Raw genomic sequence first — 21,279 nt, 5'->3', positions numbered from 1 at the left:
GGCGAATTGCCACGCGACTGACAATGTGAGACCTTCCCTGGCTGCGGCATAAGGCCGGCAATGAGGGGATCACGCATGTTTCTGCTTCTTGCATTGCTGATCGGTGTTATCTCGGGCCTTCGCGCCATGACTGCGCCCGCTGCCGTCGCCTGGGGTGCGGCGCTCGGCTGGTTCGACGTATCGCAGACGCCGCTTGCCTTCATGGGCTACCGGTGGACGCCGTGGATTTTCACCGTTCTCGCCGTCGTTGAACTCGTCACCGACCAGCTGCCATCGACGCCGTCGCGCAAGGTGCCGATGCAGTTCGGCGCCCGCATCGTCACTGGAGCACTTGCCGGCGCCACGATCGGCGCAGCCAGTAGCCTGCTTTTCGGCGGGCTGATCGCCGGCGTGATCGGCGCCGTCATCGGCACCTATGGCGGCGCCGCGCTGCGCGCCAGGCTTGCCGCCGCCTTCGGCAAGGATCCGCCGGCCGCCCTCATCGAGGATGCCGTTGCCGTTGTCGCTGCCGTGTTGATCGTGGGAGCCGTGTCATGAAAAGCTTCGACGCCATCGTTATCGGCGCTGGCCAGGCCGGCCCGTTCCTCGCCGCCCGCATAGTCGAAAAGGGCATGAAGGTAGCGCTCGTCGAGCGCAAGTTCCTCGGCGGCACCTGCGTCAATGCCGGCTGCATGCCAACGAAGACTCTCGTCGCCAGCGCCCGCGCCGCCCATGTCGCAAGAAGCGGCGCCGCCTACGGCGTCAATATCCCCGGGGAAATCGCTATCGACATGAAAGTGGTGAGAGCCCGGGCGGAAACGGTGACGATGAACGCCCGCAACGGCCTGATCGGCTGGTTTGACAGCATGGATGGCATGAGCGTGATCTACGGTCATGCCCGCTTCGAGGATGCGAAGACCGTCCGCGTCAACGGCGAGACCCTGACGGCGCCGCGCATCTTCCTCAATGTCGGCGCGCGACCTGTCATCCCCGAGCTGCCCGGCATCGATGACATCGACTACCTCACCAGCACCTCGATCATTCATCTCGACACGCTGCCGCGGCATCTGGCGGTGATCGGCGGCAGCTATATCGGGCTGGAATTCGCCCAGATGTATCGCCGCTTCGGCGCCGAAGTCAGTGTCATCGAGCACGGCCCGAAGCTCGCTTCGCGCGAGGACGAAGATATATCGGACGCGATCGCCGATATACTGCGCTCCGAAGGCATCACAGTCCACACCGACGCCGGCAACATCGCTTTCGCGCGAAATGGCAGCGGAATTGGCGTTGCCGTCGGCGCGGCGAAGATCGATGCGAGCCATGTGCTGATCGCCACCGGCCGCAAACCGAATACCGACGACCTCGGCCTCGAGGCCGCCGGCGTGGCGACGGACAAGCGCGGCTATATCACCGTCGACGACAAGCTTGCCACCAATGTCGAGGGCATCTTTGCGCTCGGCGACTGCAATGGCCGCGGCGCCTTCACCCATACTTCCTACAATGATTTCGAAATCGCCGCCGCCAACCTGCTCGACGGCGACGACCGCAGGGTCTCGAGCCGCATCCCGGCCTATGCGCTCTACATCGACCCGCCGCTCGGTCGCGTCGGCATGACGGAGAAGCAGGCGCGTGCCTCCGGCCGCAGGATCATGGTCTCGACCCGGCCGATGAGCCGCGTCGGCCGGGCCAATGAACGCGGCGAGACCAAGGGCTTCATGAAGGTGATTGCCGATGCCGACACCAAAGAGATCCTCGGCGCGGCGATCCTCGGCATCGAAGGCGACGAGGTGATCCATGGCCTGATCGATGCAATGAATGCGGGAACCACCTATCCCGCGCTGAAATGGTCGGTGCCGATCCACCCGACGGTGTCGGAGCTGATTCCGACGCTGCTTGGGGATTTGAAGCCGGTTTAGCCGTGACCTGACCTCGGGAAGAGCTGGAGGCGCGCATGCCTATCGAAGCGCTGATCGAAAACTACGGCCTGCTGGCGATTTTCCTGGGTGCAGCCTTCGAAGGCGAGACGGCCGCCTTCCTCGGCGGCGTGATTGCCCATCGCGAACTGCTCACCTATTGGTCGGCGTCGCTGGCGGCCACCGCGGGCTCTTTCGCCGGTGACCAACTCTGGTTCTTCGCCGGCCGTTATGCCGCAATGGAGCGTCGTGCGCCGGCTGATGGAAAGACCCGCGCTCGCTCGCGCAACCGGGCTTCTGGAGAAATATCAGACCGGCTTCATCCTGGCGTTCCGTTTTCTCGTCGGATTGCGCACCATCAGCCCGATCGTCATCGGCACGACCCGGATCTCGACCGGCAAATTCATCGTCCTGAATGCGGTAGCCGCGTTAGTGTGGGGGCAGCTTTTCACAGCGCTCGGCTATCTGTTCGGCCACGGCATCCAGCAGACACTCGGCCGCCTGCCCCTTCACCGGCACCTGCTGATCGCCATCGCAGCCGCCGCTGTCGTGGCAGTGGCGGCTCTACTCTTTCGCAGGATGAAATCAAGCGGCAGCCATCCGTAAGAGCGCTGCGGCGCCTATTCCATAACGATCTGCAGCTTCACGTCGCTCGGCCGCGCTTCGACCGCGCGATCGAAGGCCTTGATCGAATCTTCGAACTTGAACGTCTCCGATATCAGTGGCTTCAGATCGACGCGGCCTGATGCCAAGAGTGCGATCGAACGCTCATACTGGTGGGCATAGCGGAACACCGTTTCGATGCGGATCTCCTTGGTGGTGGCCGTCGAGACGTCGAAGCCGACCGGATTGACCGGCAGGCCGACGGCGACGACGACACCGCCCGGGCGCGGCAGCGCCATGATCGTCTCCCAGGCCTTGGGTGACCCGGAGCATTCGAAGACAACATCCGCACCCCAGCCTTCGGTCAGCCGGCCGACCTCTTCGATCAGGTTCTTCTCGCGGATATTGACCGGGACGACGCCCTGATATTGCGCGGCGATGTCGAGCTTCGGCTGGGCGAGATCGGCGACGATCGCGCGGGCGCAGCCGCCGGCAAGGGCGGCGATCGCGACCATCGTGCCGATCGGCCCGGCGCCGAGAACGATAGCGGTATCGCCGGGCGCGATCGTCGCCTTGGCTGCCGCCTGCATGCCAACCGCGAAGGGCTCGACCATGGCGCCTTCGGCGAAGCTGACATTGTCGGGCAGCTTGAAAGTATAATTGGCCGGATGCACCACTTCGGGCGTCAGCACGCCATGGATCGGCGGCGTCGCCCAGAAGCTGACGGCAGGATCGATATTGTACATGCCGAGCCGGCTCGCCTTGGAGTTCGGATCGGGGATGCCCGGCTCCATGCAGACACGGTCGCCGACTTGCAGATGTGTGACACCGGCCCCCACCTCGACCACCGTGCCGGCCGCCTCATGGCCGAGCACCATCGGCGCGTTGACGACGAAGGGGCCGATCTTGCCGTGGGTGTAATAATGAACGTCCGAACCGCAGACGCCGACGGTATGAATCTTGATCTTCACCTGCCCCGGCCCTGTCTCCAGCGGCAGATCGATGTCGCGCAACGCAAGCTCATGCTGGCGCTCCAGCACCAGCGCACGGACTTTGGTCATTCTCGGTTTCCTTCCCTATGGCCCGGCGATTCAGAGGGTGCCGTTGAGCCGACTATAAGACCGCAAGGCGCTTCAATTCAACCGCCAACGTAAGCTTTTGCTCATCGCGTGACGAAATGCTCATATGCGTAGCCCGAAAGATAACCGCTGATAAACCTCCGTATGATTCCGGAAGAGAGCACCGGAGAGTACAGTTACTTCATCATCAGCCATGACACAGTGGGAGGCGGCAAAAGAGATGAAGCATGATAACGACAATGTCGGCGGAAACTGGCTTTCCTCGAGGATCTTCAGACGGCTCCGAAAATTCTGGCGCAGATTGGTGGCCGATTGGAACGCCGCCCTTCAGAGGGACAACCCAGGGCTGCCAATGCGCGTCATTCTACGGACGCGGGATCGAAATCGCCCCCGACAGCGTTACTAGCATGCAGCCCGCATGGCGCGGCGGAAGCATGACGGCTCCCGGCGCCATTGGAACGGCAATATAGGAAGGCCATCATGAAGTCGGTCGTGTCATTCTGCCTGTTCGCATCGCTGCTCTTCGCCGCCAACCAGGCGGCCGCGGCGCTGGAACAAGCGTCTCTGCCCTCGCAGCAGCAGGAAGAAGAGCTCGTGCCGGCCAATGTCGAGCTTACCTTCAGCGGTCCCGTCGATCTGGCCCGCTCGACCGCCACCTTGCTCGATGCCCAAGGCAGGACGCTTCCCCTGGGCAAGCCGTTCCTCTCCGGTCCCGAAGGATCCATTTTCAAGATCCCGCTTGATCCCTCCATGGCGCCCGGCCTCTATACCCTCGACTGGCGCGTCCTCTCGATGGACGGCCGCAGCGCCGAAGGCCATTACCAGTTCCGGGTCGATCCTTGAATTTCAAGATCGCGCCCTGCTCTCGTTTCCGCTGCAGCCGCCTGAAAGCATTTATAAGATTTTTATATTGATGCCGTTTCGGCCGTCTCGAACCTTTATGCGCTCCGGATCCATATTGGTGCCCGAGAGATTCAAGGATCATCTCCACGCCAGAAAGTATGAAAGGCAGTCTCCAACGGCCGCCCTTTGTCTTGTCTGACTCCAACAAGAACAGCAGGAGTCACGATTATGATGGATATCATTCTGCTCGGCACCGCGATCTTATTTTTCGCGCTGTGCTTTGCCTATGTCGGAGCCTGCGACAGCCTCTAAGGAGAAACGACGATGACCCTCGATTATATCCTGAGCGGCGCCGTAACCGTGTTTCTCACCGTTTACCTCACCTACGCTCTCTTACGCCCAGAACGCTTCTGAAAACCGACGCTTCCGGGGCCGCGCCTGCGCGACCGGGAACCAGCCGGGTATTGAAAGTTTTAGCCCCATGACCCTCAACGGATGGCTTCAGATCCTGCTCTATTGCGGGATCGTCCTCGCGCTCGTCAAACCGCTCGGCGGTTACATGACCCGAGTCTACAACGGCGAGCGCACATTCCTGTCACCCGTCCTCGTTCCGATCGAACGGGGGCTTTACCGCGTTGCCGGCACCAGCGAACGCGAGGAGCAGCATTGGACCTCCTATGCCTTTGCAATGCTGCTGTTCAACTTGCTCGGCGTCCTCTTGCTCTACGCGCTGATGCGCCTGCAAGGCGTTCTGCCCTACAATCCGGCTGGCATGGCTGCCGTCCCGCCGGAACTTTCCTTCAACACCGCCGTCAGCTTTACCACAAATACGAACTGGCAGAATTACGGCGGTGAAAGCACCATGTCGTATCTGGCCCAGATGGCCGGCTTCACGGTGCAGAACTATCTGTCCGCTGCGACCGGCATGGCGATCGCGGTCGCTTTCATCCGGGCCTTCGCACGGGCGTCCGGCAAGGCGATCGGCAATTTCTGGGTCGATATGATCCGCGGCACGCTTTATATCCTGCTGCCCACCTGCATCGTGCTGACGCTCGTCTATGTCTATCTCGGCGTGCCCCAGACACTCGGACCCTATGTCAATGCGACGACGCTCGAAGGCGCGCAGCAGACGATTGCGGTCGGCCCCGTCGCCTCGCAGCTCGCGATCAAGATGCTCGGCACCAATGGCGGCGGCTTCTTCAATGCCAATTCCGCCCATCCGTTCGAAAATCCCGATGCGATCTCCAACCTGATCCAGATGGTTTCGATCTTCGCGATCGGTGCGGGTCTCACCAACGTCTTCGGCCGCATGGTCGGCAACCAGCGCCAGGGCTGGGCGGTTCTGGCCGCGATGGGCGTGCTGTTCATCGCCGGCGTCGGCGTCACCTATTGGGCGGAAGCGGCCGGCAATCCGCTGATGCATGCCTTTGGCCTCGTCGGCGGCAATATGGAGGGCAAGGAAGTCCGGTTCGGCGTCGCCTTGTCCTCGCTCTTCGCCGTCATCACCACCGCCGCCTCCTGCGGCGCGGTCAACGCGATGCATGGCAGCTTCACCGCACTCGGCGGCCTCATTCCGCTGATCAACATGCAGCTCGGCGAAATCATCGTCGGCGGTGTCGGCGCCGGTTTCTACGGCATCCTGCTCTTCATCATCGTCGCCGTCTTCGTCGCCGGCCTGATGGTCGGCCGCACGCCGGAATACCTCGGCAAGAAGATCGAGGCGAAGGAAATGAAGATGGCCGTTCTCGCCATCCTCTGCCTGCCGCTCGCCATGCTGGTCTTCACCGCAATCGCCTCGGTTCTGCCGATCGCCGTCGCCTCCGTCGGCACGGCCGGCCCGCACGGTTTCTCCGAGATCCTCTATGCCTATACCTCGGCTGCGGCCAATAACGGCTCGGCCTTCGGCGGCCTGACGGGCAATACGCCCTGGTACAACGTGACGCTCGGCATCGGCATGCTGGCCGGCCGCTTCCTGGTCATCATCCCGGCGCTCGCCATTGCCGGCTCGCTGATCGCCAAGAAGACGGTTCCAGCCTCGGCAGGCACCTTCCCGACCGACGGTCCGCTCTTTGTCGGCCTGCTGATCGGCACGATCCTGATCGTCGGCGGCCTGACCTTCTTCCCGGCTTTGGCCCTCGGCCCAGTCGTCGAGCACTTGGTCGCGATCGCCGGGCAAACCTTCTGAGGCGATGCCATAACCCGCATCCCAGGGTTCCTTCGCCGTCCTCGTTTCAAAGCTGGAGTCTTTTATGAGCCAGGCAAAATCCGCGAGCATCATCGATTCTCGCATCCTCGTTCCCGCCGCCGGCGCCGCCTTCACGAAGCTCGACCCGCGCGCCCTTGCCAGAAATCCGGTCATGTTTGTCGTGGCCACGGTTTCGGTGCTGACCACCGTCCTCTTCCTGCGCGACCTCGTGGCGGGCAACGGCAATCTCGGCTTCTCGTTCCAGATCAATCTCTGGCTCTGGTTCACCGTGCTCTTTGCCAATTTCGCCGAGGCCGTCGCCGAAGGCCGCGGCAAGGCGCAGGCGGATTCGCTGCGCAAGGCGCGCACCGAAACCCAGGCCAAGCTGCTGACCGCCAACAACGGCAGCGACTACTGCATGGTGCCGGGCACCAGCCTCAAGGTCGGCGATATCGTGCTGGTCGAAGCCGGCGACATCATCCCTTCGGACGGCGAAGTCATCGAAGGGATCGCCTCCGTCAACGAGGCGGCGATCACAGGTGAATCCGCCCCGGTCATCCGTGAATCCGGTGGCGATCGTTCGGCGGTGACCGGCGGCACGCAGGTGTTGTCCGACTGGATCCGCGTGCGCATCACCGCGGCGGCGGGCTCCACCTTCCTCGACCGGATGATCTCGCTGGTTGAAGGCGCCGAACGCCAGAAGACGCCGAACGAGATCGCGCTCAACATCCTGCTTGCCGGGATGACCCTGATCTTCGTGCTCGCCACCGCGACGATCCCGAGCTTTGCCATCTATGCCGGCGGCTCGATCCCGATCATCGTGCTCGTCGCCCTTTTCGTCACCCTGATCCCGACGACGATCGGCGCGCTCTTGTCGGCGATCGGCATTGCCGGCATGGACCGGCTCGTCCGCTTCAACGTGCTCGCCATGTCCGGCCGCGCCGTCGAAGCGGCCGGCGACGTCGACACGCTGCTGCTCGACAAAACCGGCACGATCACCCTCGGCAACCGCCAGGCGACGGCCTTCCACCCCGTCCGCGGCGTTTCCGAGCAGGAGCTCGCCGATGCCGCCCAGCTCGCCTCGCTTGCCGACGAAACGCCGGAAGGCCGTTCGATCGTCGTGCTCGCCAAGGAGAAATATGCGATCCGCGGCCGCGACATGGCGAGCCTCAAGGCCAGCTTCGTGCCTTTCACCGCCCAGACCCGCATGAGCGGCGTCGATCTCGAAGGCGCCTCGATCCGCAAAGGTGCGGTCGATACCGTGCTCGCCCATGTCAACGGCGAGGCCCCCTCGAAGAACGGCAACGACGTCGTCCGCGAGCTGCAGTCGATATCAGACGAGGTCGCCAAATCAGGCGGCACGCCGCTGGCCGTCGCCCGCAATGGCAGATTGCTCGGCATCATCCAGCTGAAGGACATCGTCAAGGGCGGCATCCGCGAGCGTTTCACGGAACTCCGCCGCATGGGCATCCGCACGGTGATGATCACAGGCGACAACCCGCTGACGGCAGCGGCCATCGCCGCCGAGGCCGGCGTCGACGATTTCCTCGCCCAGGCGACGCCCGAGATGAAGCTGGCGCTGATGCGCGAGGAACAGGCCAAGGGCAAGCTCGTCGCCATGTGCGGCGACGGCACCAACGATGCCCCGGCGCTGGCCCAGGCCGATGTCGGCGTTGCCATGAACACCGGCACCGTCGCCGCCCGAGAGGCCGGCAACATGGTCGATCTCGACTCGGACCCGACAAAGCTGATCGAGATCGTCGAGATCGGCAAGCAGCTGCTGATGACACGCGGCGCGCTGACGACCTTCTCGATCGCCAACGACATCGCCAAGTATTTCGCCATTATCCCGGCGATGTTCCTGACCTTCTATCCGCAGCTCGGTGTGCTCAACATCATGGGACTGTCGACGCCGCAAAGCGCCATCCTCTCGGCGATCATCTTCAACGCCCTGATCATCATCGCGCTGATCCCGCTGTCGCTGAAGGGTGTGCGCTACCGGCCGATCGGCGCCGGAGCGCTTCTGTCACGCAACCTGCTGATCTACGGCCTCGGCGGCATCCTCGTGCCCTTCGTCGGCATCAAGGCGATCGACTTGGCCGTCGCCGCCCTCGGCCTCGCCTAGCGGAAGATCCGGTTCCTCACCGGAATCGGTCTCCGCGTGAACTCGTCAAGGAGTACGAACAATGTTGAAAGAACTTCGCCCGGCCCTCGTTATGATCGTTGCCACCACGGCCATCACGGGCCTGCTTTATCCGATCGCCATGACGGGTGCGGCCCAGGCGCTCTTCCCAACCCAGGCGAATGGCAGCCTGATCGAGAAGAACGGTCATGTGATCGGCTCGAGGCTGATCGGCCAGGCCTTCACCAGCGACAAGTATTTCCACGGCCGCCCCTCGGCCGCCGGCGATGGCTACAACGCCGCCGCCTCCAGCGGCTCGAACCTCGGGCCGACCAGCGAGAAACTGATCGACCGCGTGAAGGGCGACTACGAAACAGCCAAGGCGGCAAACCCGAACGCCGAGGTGCCGGCCGACCTCGTCACCGCGTCTGGCAGCGGCCTTGATCCCGGTATCTCGCCCGAGGCCGCCTATTTCCAAGTGCCGCGCGTCGCCCAGGCACGCAACATCGACGAGGCGAAGATCAAGGCGCTGGTCGACGGCGCCGTCCAGGACCGCGAACTCGGCATTTTGGGAGAACCTACCGTCAATGTTCTGGCGTTGAACCAGAGCCTTGATGCTTCTATGACTGAGTGAGTTTGGCAGGTTAGATGCTGTGGTTTGGCGACAAGGCCAACCCCACTCTCCGTCATCCTCGGGCTTGACCCGAGGATCCATGTCGCGGCCAACTGGTGGGCGCCGTGTGGATGCTCGGCTCAAGCCCGAGCATGACGGAGGGTGGGGCGAGCATAGGGACTATTCGCGGCATAGAGCCCGGCTCCGGAATGCCTTTCGCCAACTCAAGCGATGCCGGCCGTCGGCTGAACTGACTTAAAGAGAGATCCCGAGGAGAACCCGTCCTCCGTCGCAGGCATTGGAAAGACCACACGCATGCCAGACGACAACCGCGACCAGGTCGGCAGGCCCTCGCCCGATGCGCTTCTTGAAAAAGCCCGGGCGGAGATGCGCGGCCGTCTGAAGATCTTTCTGGGCGCCGCCCCCGGCGTCGGCAAGACCTATGAGATGCTGATCTCCGGCAGCGCCAAGCTCGCCGATGGCCTCGATGTCGTCATTGGCGTCGTCGAGACCCACGGCCGCAAGGAAACCGAGGCGCTGCTCGCCGGCTTCGAGATCATTCCCCGCGTCGAAATCGACTATAAGGGCCGGGCGCTCGAGGAGATGGACCTTGACGGCATCCTCGCCCGCAGGCCGGATCTCGTGCTGGTCGACGAACTCGCACATACCAACGCCGAGGGTAGCCGCCATCCGAAGCGTTACCTCGACGTCAAGGAATTGCTCGATCGCGGCATCGACGTCTATACGACGCTGAACATCCAGCATGTCGAGAGCCTGAACGACGTCGTCTCGCAGATCACCCGCATCCGCGTGCGCGAGACGGTGCCGGACTCGATCATCGATCTCGCCGACGATGTCGAGATCATCGATCTGACCCCGGACGATCTGATCAAGCGCCTGCATGACGGCAAGGTCTACATGCCGCGCACCGCCGAGCGGGCACTGACCAATTACTTCACACCGGGCAATCTGACGGCGTTGCGGGAGCTGGCGCTGCGCAAGACCGCCCAGCGCGTCGACGACCAGCTGCTGACCCATATGCAGGCCCACGCCATCTCCGGCCCCTGGGCGGCGGGCGAACGCGTCCTCGTCTCGGTCGATCATCACCCGCGCTCGGCCTCGCTGGTGCGCTACGCCGCCCGCATGGCCTCGCGCCTGCGCGCACCCTGGGCCGCCGTCTATGTAGAGACCAACCGTTCGGTCAACCTCAGCGAAGCCGAGCGCGATACGATCGCCTCGACGCTGCGACTTGCCGAACAGCTCGGCGGCGAGGCGATCACCATTCCCGGCCGCGAGGTGGCGGAGGAACTCGTCCGCCATGCCACTGCCAACAACGTCACCCACATCGTCATCGGCGCTCCCAAGGCGGCGACATGGCGCGACTGGTGGAGCCGTTCGATCACCGACAAACTGATCCGCAAGACCGGCGAGATCAGCGTCCATGTCATTTCAGGCAATGAGAAGGACGGCACCACCGCACCCGGCGTCCGAGCGGCGGCCACGCCCCCCCAATTCGATTTCAGAGCCTATCTGCTGGCCACCGTCTATGTCGCCATCGCGCTCGCGGTCAGCATCGTGCTCGACCAGGTGCTCGACGTGCGCAACCTCGCCCTCGTCTTCCTGATGGCGGTGCTGACCTCCGCCGTCCTGCATGGATTACGGCCGGCACTCTACAGCTGCATTCTCGGCGCGCTGTCCTTCAACTTCTTTTTCCTGCCGCCGCGCTACACGCTGACGATCAGCGATCCGGAAAGCGTGCTTGCGCTGTTCTTCTTCCTCGGCGTCGCCATCATCGCCAGCAACCTCACCGCAACCGTGCAGCGCCAGGCCGCCGCAGCCCGGCAGCGGGCACGCACGACCGAGGATCTCTATCTCTTCTCGAAGAAACTCGCCGGCACCGGCACGCTCGACGACGTGCTCTGGGCGACCGCCTTTCAGCTTGCCTCGATGCTGAAGGTCCGCGTCGTGCTGCTGTTGCCCGAAGAGGGCAGCATCGCCGTCAAGGCCGGTTATCCCCCTGACGACACGCTCGACGAGGCCGATATCGCCGCCGCCCGCTGGGCCTGGGAGCACAATCACGCCGCCGGCCGCGGCGCCGATACCCTGCCCGGCGCCAAACGCCTATACGTGCCGCTGAGAACCGGTCGCACCGCCGTCGGCGTCATCGGCCTCGACAGCGACCGCCGCGACGGGCCGTTGCTGACGCCGGAACAGCAGCGCCTGCTCGATGCGCTGGCTGATCAGGCAGCCCTTGCGATCGAACGCGTTCAGCTCGTCGCCGATGTCGACCGGGCAAGGCTCGCGGCCGAAGCCGACAGGCTGCGTTCGGCCCTGCTCACCTCGATTTCGCATGATCTGAAAACGCCGCTTGCGGCTATCCTCGGCGCTGCCGGCACGCTGCGCGACTATTTCGCCTCCATGCCGGAGGAGGACCGCAACGACCTGCTCTCGACCGTCGTCGACGAATCCGAGCGCCTCAACCGTTTCATCGCCAACCTGCTCGACATGACCAAGATCGAATCCGGTGCGATGGAGCCGAATTCTGCGCCGCACTATGCCGGCGACATCGTCGGCACGGCGCTGGCCCGCGCCGCCAAGATCCTCGAACACCACAAGACCGAGATGAGCATTCCCGCCGACCTGCCGATGGTGCGGGTCGATCCGGTGCTGTTCGAGCAGGTGATCTTCAACCTGCTCGACAATGCCGCCAAATATGCGCCCGAGGGATCGGTCATCCAAATCGAAGGCTGGGCCGATGCCGACAACGTCATCCTGCAGGTCTCGGACGAAGGTCCGGGCATTCCACCCGCCGACCTTACCCGCGTCTTCGACACCTTCTATCGCGTGCGCAAGGGCGATCAGGTGCGCGCCGGCACCGGCCTCGGCCTTTCCATCTGCCGCGGTTTCGTCGAGGCGATGGGCGGCACGATCACCGCCGCCAACCGAAAGGGCCGCCCGGGCGCCGTCTTCACCATCCGCCTGCCGAAACCCAACGACATACCGAAACTGGATGAACTCAGATGACCGGTTCAGCCGTCAAGATCCTCGTCGTCGACGACGAGCCTCCAATCCGCAAGCTGCTTCGCGTCGGCCTGACCGCGCAGGGCTACGAGGTGCAGGAGGCGCCGAATGCGGCAATCGCCCGCCAATCGGTTGCCGACGGCAGGCCCGATCTCATCCTGCTCGATCTCGGTCTGCCCGACACGGCTGGCCATGACCTCTTGCAGGAGTGGCGCGACGAAGGCCTGTCCATACCCGTCGTCATCCTCTCCAGCCGCACCGACGAGGCCGGCATCGTCAAGGCGCTGGAAAGCGGCGCCGACGATTACGTCACCAAGCCCTTCGGCATCAACGAACTTGGCGCCCGCATCCGCGTGGCGCTGCGTCACCGGCTGCAGCAGCAGGGCGAAAAGGCGATCTTCCAGACCGGCGGGCTGTCGATCGACCTTGTCAAGCGCATCGTCAAGGTCGATGGCGAGGAACTCAAACTGTCGCCGAAAGAATACGACATCCTGCGCGTGCTCGCCCAGCATGCGGGCAAGGTGCTGACACACCAGTTTCTTTTGAAGCAGGTATGGGGGCCGGCAGCCGACGTGCAATATCTGCGCGTCTATATCAGGCAGCTCAGACAGAAGATCGAGCAGAGCCCCGACCAGCCGCACTATATCACCACCGAGACCGGAGTCGGCTATCGGCTCAGGGAACCGGACTGACCTGCTCTCTCACCCGCCGCCTGAACAGTATCGAGAATGACATGTATCTTCCCAATATCATCCGGCCGGAACATACCTTCATCGGCGTGTCGGCACCGACAAAATGGCGCGCGCTGCATATCATGGCGGACAAGGCAGCCAAGGCCTTTTCCGTTGACAGCCGGGCCATTTTGAAGGCGCTCGAAGCGCGTGAGAAGCTCGGCTCCACCGGGATCGGCAATGGCATTGCCATTCCGCATGCCGCGATCGACGGCATGAGCAGCCCGCGCGGTCTGCTCCTCCGCTTTTCCCGGCCGCTGGATTTCGAGGCAATCGACGATATCCCCGCCGACATCGCCGTGGTGCTGCTTTTCGGGGAGAACAACCGCGGCGAATATCTGAATGTTCTGTCGGCCATCGCCCGGCGGCTGCAATCGAATGGCGTGCTTGCCGCCATGCGCAAGGCAAGGACAGCGGACGAATTCTATTCCGATTTCATCGCTGATTCCCGGGCATAAAAAAGCGCGGCCCGAAGGCCGCGCCCGCTTGTCTGCAATCAGACCAACTTAGAAGTCGCGCTGGAAGCGCAGGAAGCCGAACACTTCGTCGTCGCCTTCGTCCTCATCGTGATACTGCACGCTGAGCTTCGAACGCAGGTCGTCGACGATTCGGTAGTCGATCGTGACGCCTGTGGTGTAGGCGCTGCCGCCGGTGAAACCGTTGCCGTCAGCCTCGAGGGCGATGTTTTCGAAATATTGGAAGCCCGGGGTGACCGACCACTTGTCGTTGATCTTCAAGGCGTATTCTGCTGCGATCGTCCACTCGGACTCTTCGTAGTAGTAGTTGGCGCCGCTTGCCCAGACGCCGGCGATGCCGAGCGTGCCCGGGCCGATATCGGCGTAGACGATACCACGAACCGCGACTTCGCTGGTGTCGGTGTCATAACCGGCAAGCAGGTAGCCGCTGATGGCGCCGGCCTTGTAGGAGACCTGACCTGCGACACCGAAGTTGTTCGGGCCTTCGCCCGGCTTGGTGGCATAGTCGTCTTCCAACTCGTCGACCGAGAGACCGGCGGCGAAAGCGCCATTCTCGTACTGATAACGGATCGAGTTGTGGGTCGTCTCGTTGCTGGCGAGCGTATCGGTCTCGCCGCTCATGTCGTCGTCCCACCAGCTATAGAGCTTGCCGACGCGGAAACCGGCGATATCGATGTAGCCCTCGTCCAGCAGCGCTTCCTGATCGGAGGCGTTGTCGGCATTGTAACGCAGCGTCAGGACGCCGGTGAGCGTGCCGTACTCGGTGTCGTTCTTGGCCTGGAAGGTGACCTGACCGCGAGTCCAGAAGTTGACGTCGGAATCGCCGGCAATGTTGTCACCGAAGCGCACTTCGGTACGGATATAGCCGCCGATCGAAAGGCATGTTTCCGTTCCCGGAATATAAAAATAGCCGGTACCGTAGGCGTCGCAAACGCGAACATATTCCACGGGCTCGGGTTCCGCTGCCACGATGGCGTCGGCTGCGCGTGCTCCGGAGGCCGCGGCAAGGGCGGCAACGGAAGCAAAAAGGATCGTTCTGATATTCATTTCGAATGGCCCTAACAGGTTGGAATGTGAGGCGCATTTCAAGGGATGCCCCCACGTAGCGGCCGGCAAATACGACCGCACCGCCGCCATATAGGAATCCGCAAACGCCACCGCGGCAAAATGCGGGCAGAAATCAGCATCGCTCAGGTCCGATGTGGAGGAACTGTGGCCAAAAAAACACGGTTTTGCGGCATGGCGGCGGCCACGCGATTGGCCGCGGCCAACTCCGGGACGTCCATTTCAAAATAGCCCCTCAAATGGAATGACATTCTATCCGACCTGCCGGAACCGGAAGATGTTTCGTTTCATTATACGACTGACTTGATAGAGTTAAGCCAGAAACAGGAGGGTTCCCATGCAGACACAACGACTCACCCGGCTCCTCGCGGCCGCGGTCATGGCGGGCAGCTTCGCGATCGGCAGCATTGCGCCGGCCTTCGCGGATCAGACGCTTCTTAACGTTTCCTACGATCCGACCCGCGAATTGTACAAGGATTTCAACGCCGCCTTCGCCGCCAAGTGGCAGAAGGATACGGGTGAAAGCGTGACGATCCAGGCCTCGCATGGCGGCTCCGGCGCTCAAGCCCGCTCGGTCATCGACGGTCTCGAGGCCGATGTTGTCACGCTGGCCCTTGAAGGCGATATCGACGCCATCGCCAAGAAGACCGGCAAGATCCCGGCCGACTGGAAGAGCAAGTTCCCCAACAATTCGACGCCTTACACCTCGACGATCGTCTTCCTGGTCCGCAAGGGCAACCCGAAGGGCATCAAGGACTGGGGCGATCTGATCAAGGATGACGTGCAGGTCATCACGCCGAACCCCAAGACTTCGGGGGGCGCACGTTGGAACTTCCTGGCCGCCTGGGCATGGGCCAAGCAGGCAAATGGCGGTGACGACGCCAAGGCGCAGGAATACGTGACGAAACTGCTGCAGCACGTTCCTGTTCTCGACACCGGCGCCCGCGGCGCCACGACCACCTTCGTCCAGCGCGGCCTCGGCGACGTGCTGCTCGCCTGGGAAAACGAAGCCTATCTTTCGCTCGAAGAGCTTGGTCCTGACCAGTTCGAAATCGTGACGCCGAGCTTCTCCATCCGCGCAGACCCGCCGGTCGCCGTGGTCGACGGCAATGTTGACAAGAAGGGCACGCGCAAGGTCGCCGAAGCCTATCTCAACTACCTCTATTCGGATGAAGGTCAGAAGATCGCCGCCAAGCACTTCTACCGTCCGACGAAGCCGGAAGCTGCCGATCCGGCCGACATCGCCCGCTTCCCGAAGCTGACACTCGCCACCATCGATGACTTCGGCGGCTGGAAGACGGCACAGCCGAAATTCTTCGGCGACGGCGGCGTATTTGACCAAATCTACAAGCCGGCCCAATAATAGACTTCATGACAGCACATAGCCCCACGCGGTGGCGGTTCAAACGGCCGAGCGTCATTCCGGGTTTCGGAATGGCGCTCGGCCTTACCTTGACCTGGCTCACCCTTCTGATCCTCATCCCGCTCTCCGGCCTTGCCGTCCGGTCGAGCGCGCTTGGCTGGGAGAAATTCTGGTCGATCGCGCTCGATCCGCGCATCCTGAACGCGCTGCGCATCAGCTTCGGCAGCGCGTTCATCGCCGCAATCGTCAACGCCGTCTTCGGCATCATCCTTGCCTGGGTCCTGGTGCGCTACCGATTCCCCGGCAAGCGCGTCATCGACGCCATGGTTGATCTGCCCTTCGCACTGCCGACTGCCGTTGCCGGTATCGCGTTGGCGGCGCTCTACGCGCCGAACGGCTGGGTCGGCCAGTTCCTGGCGCCGCTCGGCATCAAGATTGCCTTCACCCCGGCCGGCATCGTCGTGGCCCTGATCTTCGTCGGTCTGCCCTTCGTGGTGCGCACCGTGCAGCCTGTGATGGAGGAAATCGACAAGGAGGTGGAAGAGGCTGCGGCAACGCTTGGCGCCAACCGCCTGCAGACGATTTTCCGCGTGCTGCTGCCCGGGCTGGCGCCGGCCGTGCTGACCGGATTCGCGCTCGCCTTTGCCCGCGGCGTCGGCGAATACGGCTCGGTCATCTTCATCGCCGGCAACCTGCCGTTCAAATCGGAAATCGCACCGCTGCTGATCATCATTAAACTCGAAGAATACAATTACGCGGCGGCCACCGGCATCGCAGCTATCATGCTGGTGATCTCGTTCGCCTTGTTGCTCGTCATCAACCTCATCCAGAGCTGGAGCAGGCGGAGGTACGGTTATGGCGCTTGATGCAACCCTTCAACCCGCGAAACTGCGTTCGGTGACCACCGAACACAGAATGGCGCGCTACACGCTGATCGCCGTTTCGCTGCTCTTCCTGCTGCTGATGCTGCTGCTGCCTCTCGCAGCCGTCTTCGTCGAGGCTTTCCGCAAAGGTGGCGGCCCGTTTATTGAAGCCCTCGGCGATGCCGAAACCTTCTCGGCGATCCGCCTGACGCTGACCGTCGCCGGCATCAGCGTACCGCTGAACCTCGCCTTCGGGGTCGCCGCCGCCTGGGCGATCGCCAAGTTCGAATTCAAGGGCAAGGCGGTCCTGACCACGCTGATCGACCTGCCCTTTTCGGTCTCGCCTGTTATTTCGGGCCTGGTCTTCGTGCTTCTGTTCGGTGCCAACACCTGGCTTGGCCACTGGCTCAGCGCCAATGACATCAAGATCCTGTTCGCCGTGCCTGGACTGGTGCTTGCCACCATGTTCGTCACCTTCCCCTTTGTCGCCCGCGAACTGATCCCGCTGATGCAGGAACAGGGCACGGCCGACGAAGAGGCGGCCCTCTCGCTCGGCGCCAGCGGTTGGCAGACCTTCTGGCACGTGACGCTGCCGAACATCAAATGGGGTCTGCTTTATGGCGTGCTGCTCTGCAACGCCCGCGCCATGGGTGAATTCGGCGCCGTGTCGGTCGTCTCCGGCCATATCCGCGGCCAGACGAACACCATGCCGCTACAGGTGGAGATTCTCTACAACGAGTATAATTTCACCGGCGCTTTTGCCGTCGCCACGCTTTTGGCCTTGCTCGCGCTCGTGACTCTTGTTTTGAAGACGCTGCTGGAAATGCGCTATAGCGCTGAAATCTCCGCCAGCCGGCGGCACTGAAGGATCTGGAATGGAAGTACGCGTTCAAAACATCCGCAAGGAATTCGATCGTTTTCCGGCGCTCCACGATGTCTCGCTCGACATCCGCTCCGGCGAGCTGATCGCACTGCTCGGCCCTTCGGGCTCCGGCAAGACGACATTGCTGCGTCTGATCGCCGGTCTGGAAAGCCCGACCGAGGGACAGATCTTCTTCGGTGAAGAGGATGCCTCGAAGAAATCGGTGCAGCAGCGCAATATCGGCTTCGTGTTCCAGCATTATGCCCTTTTCCGCTACATGACGGTGCTCGACAATGTCTCCTTTGGCCTGAGGGTCAGAAAAGGTTCGCGGCGGCCGGCGAAGGCCGATATCCGCCGGCGGGCGCTGGAACTGCTCGAACTCGTCCAGCTTTCCGGTCTAGAAAAGCGCTATCCCGCCCAGCTTTCCGGCGGCCAGCGTCAGCGCGTGGCGCTCGCCCGCGCCATGGCCGTCGAGCCGAACGTGCTGCTGCTCGACGAACCCTTCGGAGCGCTCGACGCCCAGGTGCGCAAGGACCTGCGCAAATGGCTGCGCCAGATCCACGACCGTACCGGCCACACCACCGTCTTCGTCACCCACGACCAGGACGAGGCGCTGGAGCTTGCCGACCGCGTCGTTGTCATGAGCCAGGGCGCGATCGAGCAGGTCGGAACGCCCGACGAAGTCTACGATTATCCGAATTCGCCCTTCGTCTTCGGCTTCATCGGCCAATCCAACTGCCTGCAGGTCGAGATATCGGACGGCGACATCCGCTTCGAAGGCCGCTCGCTCGGCCTCAATGCCGAAGGCGAGCCAGATGGACCGGCGCAGCTCTACTTCCGCCCGCATGATGTCAGGCTGTGCGAAACAGCCGAAAACTGCATCGCCGGCCAGCCCGTCTCCAGCCGCCGTGTCGCCGGCACGCGCCATATCGAACTCGATATCGGCAATGACCGGCCAAATATCGAAATCGAGCTGCCGCCGAGCGAGGCCGACAGGCTCGACCGCAACCACGTCGCGTTCAAGCCGACTCGCTGGAAGCTGTTTCGCAGCTGATCTCGATTGCGCGCGTCTTTCCTGGCGCGCGCACGGCGCTTGCTTAATAATTCGTTAACCCTCCGGATTTATGCACCAGTCGGTCGCAGGGATCAGCCGGAATCGCCCATGGCGAGAGTCCACCCGGCCTTTTGTGATCTCAGGTTGTTTGTAATTCAGTCATATGACGAGTAAAAGATTGTGCGCGTTAATCATAAAGGGCTGGACTAATCCCATAGGAGGCACCTGGCGTTGAGGGCGGAGATTTGCTTTGGAAAATCCCTGATCGGGATTTTACTCGCAGGACTGGCGGCTGCAGGCTGCACCACAACACCGAAGCCGGCGACGACGCCGGGAAAGACCAAACAGGCTCAAGCGGCGAAAGTCACTTTCAATTATACCGCCAAGGATCGCGACTGCCTGAAGCGTGCGATGTATTTCGAATCGCAGCATTCCGACGAGGATGGCTATCTGGCCGTCGGCACCGTCGTCATGAACAGGCTGACGTCAGGCGCCTACCCCCCATCGATCTGCGGTGTCGTCGCCCAGGCGAGGCAGTTTGCGCCCGGGGTCATGACGCGCGAGGTCAAGCCGCAGGCCGAACCGGAACTTGCCACCGCGGCCGATGCGATCCTGCTGAAGGGTGCGCGCCATCCCCAGGTGAAGGATGCGATGTTCTTTCACACCGACGGGCTGAAATTCCCCTACGACAACATGCACTATGTGACGGTCGCCGGCGGCAACGCCTTCTACGAGAAGCGCGATTCCAACGGCATGCTCGAAACGCCGCCGCCGCTGCCGTCTTATGAGGTAGCGATGAATTATGTGCCTGGCGAAAGCATACTGCCGCCGCAATTCGAGGCGCTGATACCTTCCGCCGTTCCCGTTCCTCTGCCGGCGCCCGATCCGATGGCGACGGCGAGCACGGCGCCGATGCAGATAATAACGGCTCCGGTGACCCAACCGGAAACCTCAACCGCGCCCGAGCCGGCAATGCGGATCGCGATCCCCACGCCCCGTCCCGCCTATGACAGCGTGATGCTGCGCGGCGAGATCCCGGTAAATGGCGGCTAAAACTAGATTTCGCACAGCAGGAAGAGCGCCTTAAGCGCGCTCTTCCCAGATCTTCGCAAGCTCCACGATCGTTGCGACCGCCTTTTCCATATCCTGACGGCTCACCCATTCGAGTGGTGAGTGGAAGGCATGGCCGCCGGCAAAAATGTTCGGGCACGGCAGCCCCATGAAGGAGAGGCGCGAGCCGTCCGTGCCGCCGCGAATGCTGCCGCGCACCGGCGCCATGCCGGCACGGCGCACGGCCTCAAGCGCGTTAGCGACAATCTCCGGATGGCGGTCGAGCACCGTCTTCATGTTGCGATATTGTTCCGTCACGTGGAAATGGTAGGTCGAGCCCGGATAGGCTGAGATCACCTGCTTGACGATGGTTTCGAGCATCGCCTCCTTTTGCAGGAGCCCTTCGTCAGTGAAGTCGCGAATGATAAAGCTCAGCGAAGCCTTCTCCATCGAGCCGGTCACACCGACCGGATGGATGAAGCCCTGCTTGCCTTCCGTCGTCTCCGGCGCCAAGTCCTTCGGCAGCCGGTCGATGATGGCGCCGGCGATCTTGATGGCGTTCTCCATACGGTCCTTGGCGAAGCCCGGATGGATCGCCACGCCTGTTATGCTGATCTCGACGCCGTCGGCCGAAAAGGTTTCGTCCTCGACGTGGCCCACCGTCTCGCCATCCATCGTATAAGCGAAGTCGGCTCCGAGCTTTTCCAGGTCGACCTTGTTGACGCCGCGACCAACTTCCTCGTCGGGCGTGAACAGGATCTTGATCGTTCCGTGCCGCATATCGGGATTGTCGACAAAAGTCTGGGCCGCGGTCATGATTTCTGCCAGTCCCGCCTTGTCATCGGCGCCGAGCAATGTCGTGCCGTCGGTCGTGACGATGTCATTGCCGATCTGGTTGTTCAGCTCCGGATGCTCGGCGACACGGATCACCCGGCTCGAATCGCCAGCAAGCTGGATATCCCCGCCGGCATAATTCCTGACGATCTGCGGCTTGACATCCGTGCCGCTGAAATCGGGCGCCGTATCCATATGCGAGCAGAAACAGATGACCGGCACAGCCTTGTCGCTATTGGCCGGAATGGTGGCATAGACATAGCCGTGTTCATCGAGATGCGCGTCGGAAAGCCCGATCTCGAGCAGTTCGTCGACCAGAACCCGCCCGAGATCCTTCTGCTTCTCGGTGGTCGGCTGAGTCGTTGAGGACGGATCGGATTGGGTGTCGATTACGACATAACGGAGGAAACGGTCGAGAACGGTGTCGGTCATATCAATCCAGTCCAGTGAGATCATCCAAGGATATAGCCCGACCGGGTAATGCGGCAAAAGATTTTTCAACTCGGCGAATGGTGCTGTTACCACGGCAGCTTCATCAATGGAGCACGGTTGGTCCGGCTCGCCGTGTGAAGCGGCCATTGATCGCTGCGGTCTTGAACACCCGACAGCTACTTCCAATATTT

At 62.5% G+C, this 21,279-nt stretch carries 19 protein-coding genes and 1 pseudogene; 16 read left to right on the top strand and 4 right to left on the bottom strand.

Translation table 11 applies throughout. The annotated features are described in order from the left end of the window. Positions 1-75: 75 nt before the first annotated feature. Together J7U39_RS23945 and J7U39_RS23940 are read left to right on the top strand one after the other, a co-directional pair. Positions 76-537 carry a DUF4126 domain-containing protein gene (locus J7U39_RS23945; RefSeq protein WP_210632295.1) on the top strand — a complete coding sequence of 154 codons (462 nt, stop codon included), beginning with the start codon at positions 76-78 and terminating at the stop codon, positions 535-537. After that, on the top strand, positions 534-1,895 hold the full coding sequence (locus tag J7U39_RS23940; protein ID WP_210632294.1) for an FAD-containing oxidoreductase: 1,362 nt from the start codon (positions 534-536) through the stop codon (positions 1,893-1,895). Before J7U39_RS23945 ends, J7U39_RS23940 begins: the two co-directional genes overlap by 4 nt. Here J7U39_RS23940 and J7U39_RS31900 read toward each other — a convergent pair. Beyond that, the gene (locus J7U39_RS31900) at positions 1,892-2,035 is read right to left on the bottom strand and encodes a hypothetical protein (RefSeq protein WP_247241790.1); all 144 of its coding nucleotides are present in this window, start codon (positions 2,033-2,035) and stop codon (positions 1,892-1,894) included. The genes J7U39_RS23940 and J7U39_RS31900 overlap by 4 nt on opposite strands. Here J7U39_RS31900 and J7U39_RS23935 point away from each other — a divergent pair. Beyond that, a pseudogene (locus J7U39_RS23935) lies at positions 1,967-2,498 on the top strand (DedA family protein). The gene J7U39_RS31900 and the pseudogene J7U39_RS23935 overlap by 69 nt on opposite strands. Positions 2,499-2,512: 14 nt before the next feature. Here J7U39_RS23935 and J7U39_RS23930 read toward each other — a convergent pair. After that, a complete protein-coding gene (locus J7U39_RS23930; RefSeq protein ID WP_210632293.1) occupies positions 2,513-3,556 on the bottom strand; it encodes an NAD(P)-dependent alcohol dehydrogenase in 1,044 nt (347 codons plus the stop codon). 498 nt (positions 3,557-4,054) lie between these two features. Between J7U39_RS23930 and J7U39_RS23925 the strand changes: the two genes are divergently transcribed. The 8 genes from J7U39_RS23925 (at position 4,055) to J7U39_RS23890 (ending at position 13,547) form a co-directional block, all read left to right on the top strand. After that, positions 4,055-4,417 carry a copper resistance protein CopC gene (locus J7U39_RS23925; RefSeq protein WP_210632292.1) on the top strand — a complete coding sequence of 121 codons (363 nt, stop codon included), beginning with the start codon at positions 4,055-4,057 and terminating at the stop codon, positions 4,415-4,417. 324 nt (positions 4,418-4,741) lie between these two features. Next, positions 4,742-4,831 (top strand): K(+)-transporting ATPase subunit F, encoded by a 90-nt coding sequence (locus J7U39_RS23920; RefSeq protein WP_003594574.1) that lies wholly within the window; start codon positions 4,742-4,744, stop codon positions 4,829-4,831. Positions 4,832-4,898: 67 nt separating this feature from the next. Beyond that, complete coding sequence (gene kdpA / locus J7U39_RS23915; RefSeq protein WP_210632291.1) at positions 4,899-6,602, top strand: potassium-transporting ATPase subunit KdpA; 1,704 nt, start codon at positions 4,899-4,901, stop codon at positions 6,600-6,602. A gap of 64 nt (positions 6,603-6,666) precedes the next feature. After that, positions 6,667-8,727, top strand: coding sequence for a potassium-transporting ATPase subunit KdpB (gene kdpB / locus J7U39_RS23910; RefSeq protein WP_210632290.1), 2,061 nt, complete (start codon positions 6,667-6,669; stop codon positions 8,725-8,727). Between the two features lie 61 nt (positions 8,728-8,788). Further along, the gene (gene kdpC / locus J7U39_RS23905; RefSeq protein WP_210632289.1) at positions 8,789-9,358 is read left to right on the top strand and encodes a potassium-transporting ATPase subunit KdpC; all 570 of its coding nucleotides are present in this window, start codon (positions 8,789-8,791) and stop codon (positions 9,356-9,358) included. Positions 9,359-9,652: 294 nt separating this feature from the next. After that, complete coding sequence (locus J7U39_RS23900; RefSeq protein WP_210632288.1) at positions 9,653-12,361, top strand: sensor histidine kinase KdpD; 2,709 nt, start codon at positions 9,653-9,655, stop codon at positions 12,359-12,361. Next, positions 12,358-13,050, top strand: coding sequence for a response regulator transcription factor (locus J7U39_RS23895; RefSeq protein WP_210632287.1), 693 nt, complete (start codon positions 12,358-12,360; stop codon positions 13,048-13,050). Before J7U39_RS23900 ends, J7U39_RS23895 begins: the two co-directional genes overlap by 4 nt. A 41-nt stretch (positions 13,051-13,091) precedes the next feature. Next, positions 13,092-13,547, top strand: a complete 456-nt coding sequence (locus J7U39_RS23890; protein WP_210632286.1) for a PTS sugar transporter subunit IIA — start codon at positions 13,092-13,094, stop codon at positions 13,545-13,547. Between the two features lie 48 nt (positions 13,548-13,595). Here J7U39_RS23890 and J7U39_RS23885 read toward each other — a convergent pair whose 3' ends face one another. After that, positions 13,596-14,612 carry a porin gene (locus J7U39_RS23885; protein WP_210632285.1) on the bottom strand — a complete coding sequence of 339 codons (1,017 nt, stop codon included), beginning with the start codon at positions 14,610-14,612 and terminating at the stop codon, positions 13,596-13,598. 355 nt (positions 14,613-14,967) lie between these two features. Between J7U39_RS23885 and J7U39_RS23880 the strand changes: the two genes are divergently transcribed. The 5 genes from J7U39_RS23880 (at position 14,968) to J7U39_RS23860 (ending at position 19,825) form a co-directional block, all read left to right on the top strand. Further along, positions 14,968-15,993 carry a sulfate ABC transporter substrate-binding protein gene (locus J7U39_RS23880; protein WP_210632284.1) on the top strand — a complete coding sequence of 342 codons (1,026 nt, stop codon included), beginning with the start codon at positions 14,968-14,970 and terminating at the stop codon, positions 15,991-15,993. Between the two features lie 8 nt (positions 15,994-16,001). Then, the gene (gene cysT / locus J7U39_RS23875; RefSeq protein WP_210632283.1) at positions 16,002-16,859 is read left to right on the top strand and encodes a sulfate ABC transporter permease subunit CysT; all 858 of its coding nucleotides are present in this window, start codon (positions 16,002-16,004) and stop codon (positions 16,857-16,859) included. Continuing rightward, the gene (gene cysW, locus J7U39_RS23870) at positions 16,849-17,721 is read left to right on the top strand and encodes a sulfate ABC transporter permease subunit CysW (protein WP_210632282.1); all 873 of its coding nucleotides are present in this window, start codon (positions 16,849-16,851) and stop codon (positions 17,719-17,721) included. The genes cysT and cysW overlap by 11 nt, the downstream gene beginning before the upstream one ends. Positions 17,722-17,731: 10 nt before the next feature. Further along, on the top strand, positions 17,732-18,772 hold the full coding sequence (locus tag J7U39_RS23865; RefSeq protein WP_210632281.1) for a sulfate/molybdate ABC transporter ATP-binding protein: 1,041 nt from the start codon (positions 17,732-17,734) through the stop codon (positions 18,770-18,772). Positions 18,773-19,003: 231 nt separating this feature from the next. Beyond that, positions 19,004-19,825: a cell wall hydrolase gene (locus tag J7U39_RS23860; protein WP_210632280.1), complete on the top strand. Its 822-nt coding sequence runs from the start codon at positions 19,004-19,006 to the stop codon at positions 19,823-19,825. Positions 19,826-19,855: 30 nt separating this feature from the next. On the opposite strand, the gene pepT is transcribed toward J7U39_RS23860, so the two are convergent. After that, the gene (gene pepT / locus J7U39_RS23855) at positions 19,856-21,088 is read right to left on the bottom strand and encodes a peptidase T (protein WP_210632279.1); all 1,233 of its coding nucleotides are present in this window, start codon (positions 21,086-21,088) and stop codon (positions 19,856-19,858) included. Positions 21,089-21,279 lie beyond the last annotated feature (191 nt).

It is taken from the genome of Rhizobium sp. NLR16a (assembly GCF_017948245.1).
GTDB lineage: Bacteria > Pseudomonadota > Alphaproteobacteria > Rhizobiales > Rhizobiaceae > Rhizobium.
The sequence above is the reverse complement of the archived record's forward strand: the minus strand, read 5'-3'. Positions and strand labels throughout refer to the sequence as shown.

Excerpts from the sequence above, each read along its gene's own strand:
- J7U39_RS23945 (WP_210632295.1), top strand. The coding sequence starts at position 76 with ATGTTTCTGCTTCTTGCATTGCTGATCGGTGTTATCTCGGGCCTTCGC.
- J7U39_RS23940 (WP_210632294.1), top strand. The coding sequence starts at position 534 with ATGAAAAGCTTCGACGCCATCGTTATCGGCGCTGGCCAGGCCGGCCCG.
- J7U39_RS31900 (WP_247241790.1), bottom strand. The coding sequence starts at position 2,035 with ATGGGCAATCACGCCGCCGAGGAAGGCGGCCGTCTCGCCTTCGAAGGC.
- J7U39_RS23930 (WP_210632293.1), bottom strand. The coding sequence starts at position 3,556 with ATGACCAAAGTCCGTGCGCTGGTGCTGGAGCGCCAGCATGAGCTTGCG.
- J7U39_RS23925 (WP_210632292.1), top strand. The coding sequence starts at position 4,055 with ATGAAGTCGGTCGTGTCATTCTGCCTGTTCGCATCGCTGCTCTTCGCC.
- J7U39_RS23920 (WP_003594574.1), top strand. The coding sequence starts at position 4,742 with ATGACCCTCGATTATATCCTGAGCGGCGCCGTAACCGTGTTTCTCACC.
- kdpA (WP_210632291.1), top strand. The coding sequence starts at position 4,899 with ATGACCCTCAACGGATGGCTTCAGATCCTGCTCTATTGCGGGATCGTC.
- kdpB (WP_210632290.1), top strand. The coding sequence starts at position 6,667 with ATGAGCCAGGCAAAATCCGCGAGCATCATCGATTCTCGCATCCTCGTT.
- kdpC (WP_210632289.1), top strand. The coding sequence starts at position 8,789 with ATGTTGAAAGAACTTCGCCCGGCCCTCGTTATGATCGTTGCCACCACG.
- J7U39_RS23900 (WP_210632288.1), top strand. The coding sequence starts at position 9,653 with ATGCCAGACGACAACCGCGACCAGGTCGGCAGGCCCTCGCCCGATGCG.
- J7U39_RS23895 (WP_210632287.1), top strand. The coding sequence starts at position 12,358 with ATGACCGGTTCAGCCGTCAAGATCCTCGTCGTCGACGACGAGCCTCCA.
- J7U39_RS23890 (WP_210632286.1), top strand. The coding sequence starts at position 13,092 with ATGTATCTTCCCAATATCATCCGGCCGGAACATACCTTCATCGGCGTG.
- J7U39_RS23885 (WP_210632285.1), bottom strand. The coding sequence starts at position 14,612 with ATGAATATCAGAACGATCCTTTTTGCTTCCGTTGCCGCCCTTGCCGCG.
- J7U39_RS23880 (WP_210632284.1), top strand. The coding sequence starts at position 14,968 with ATGCAGACACAACGACTCACCCGGCTCCTCGCGGCCGCGGTCATGGCG.
- cysT (WP_210632283.1), top strand. The coding sequence starts at position 16,002 with ATGACAGCACATAGCCCCACGCGGTGGCGGTTCAAACGGCCGAGCGTC.
- cysW (WP_210632282.1), top strand. The coding sequence starts at position 16,849 with ATGGCGCTTGATGCAACCCTTCAACCCGCGAAACTGCGTTCGGTGACC.
- J7U39_RS23865 (WP_210632281.1), top strand. The coding sequence starts at position 17,732 with ATGGAAGTACGCGTTCAAAACATCCGCAAGGAATTCGATCGTTTTCCG.
- pepT (WP_210632279.1), bottom strand. The coding sequence starts at position 21,088 with ATGACCGACACCGTTCTCGACCGTTTCCTCCGTTATGTCGTAATCGAC.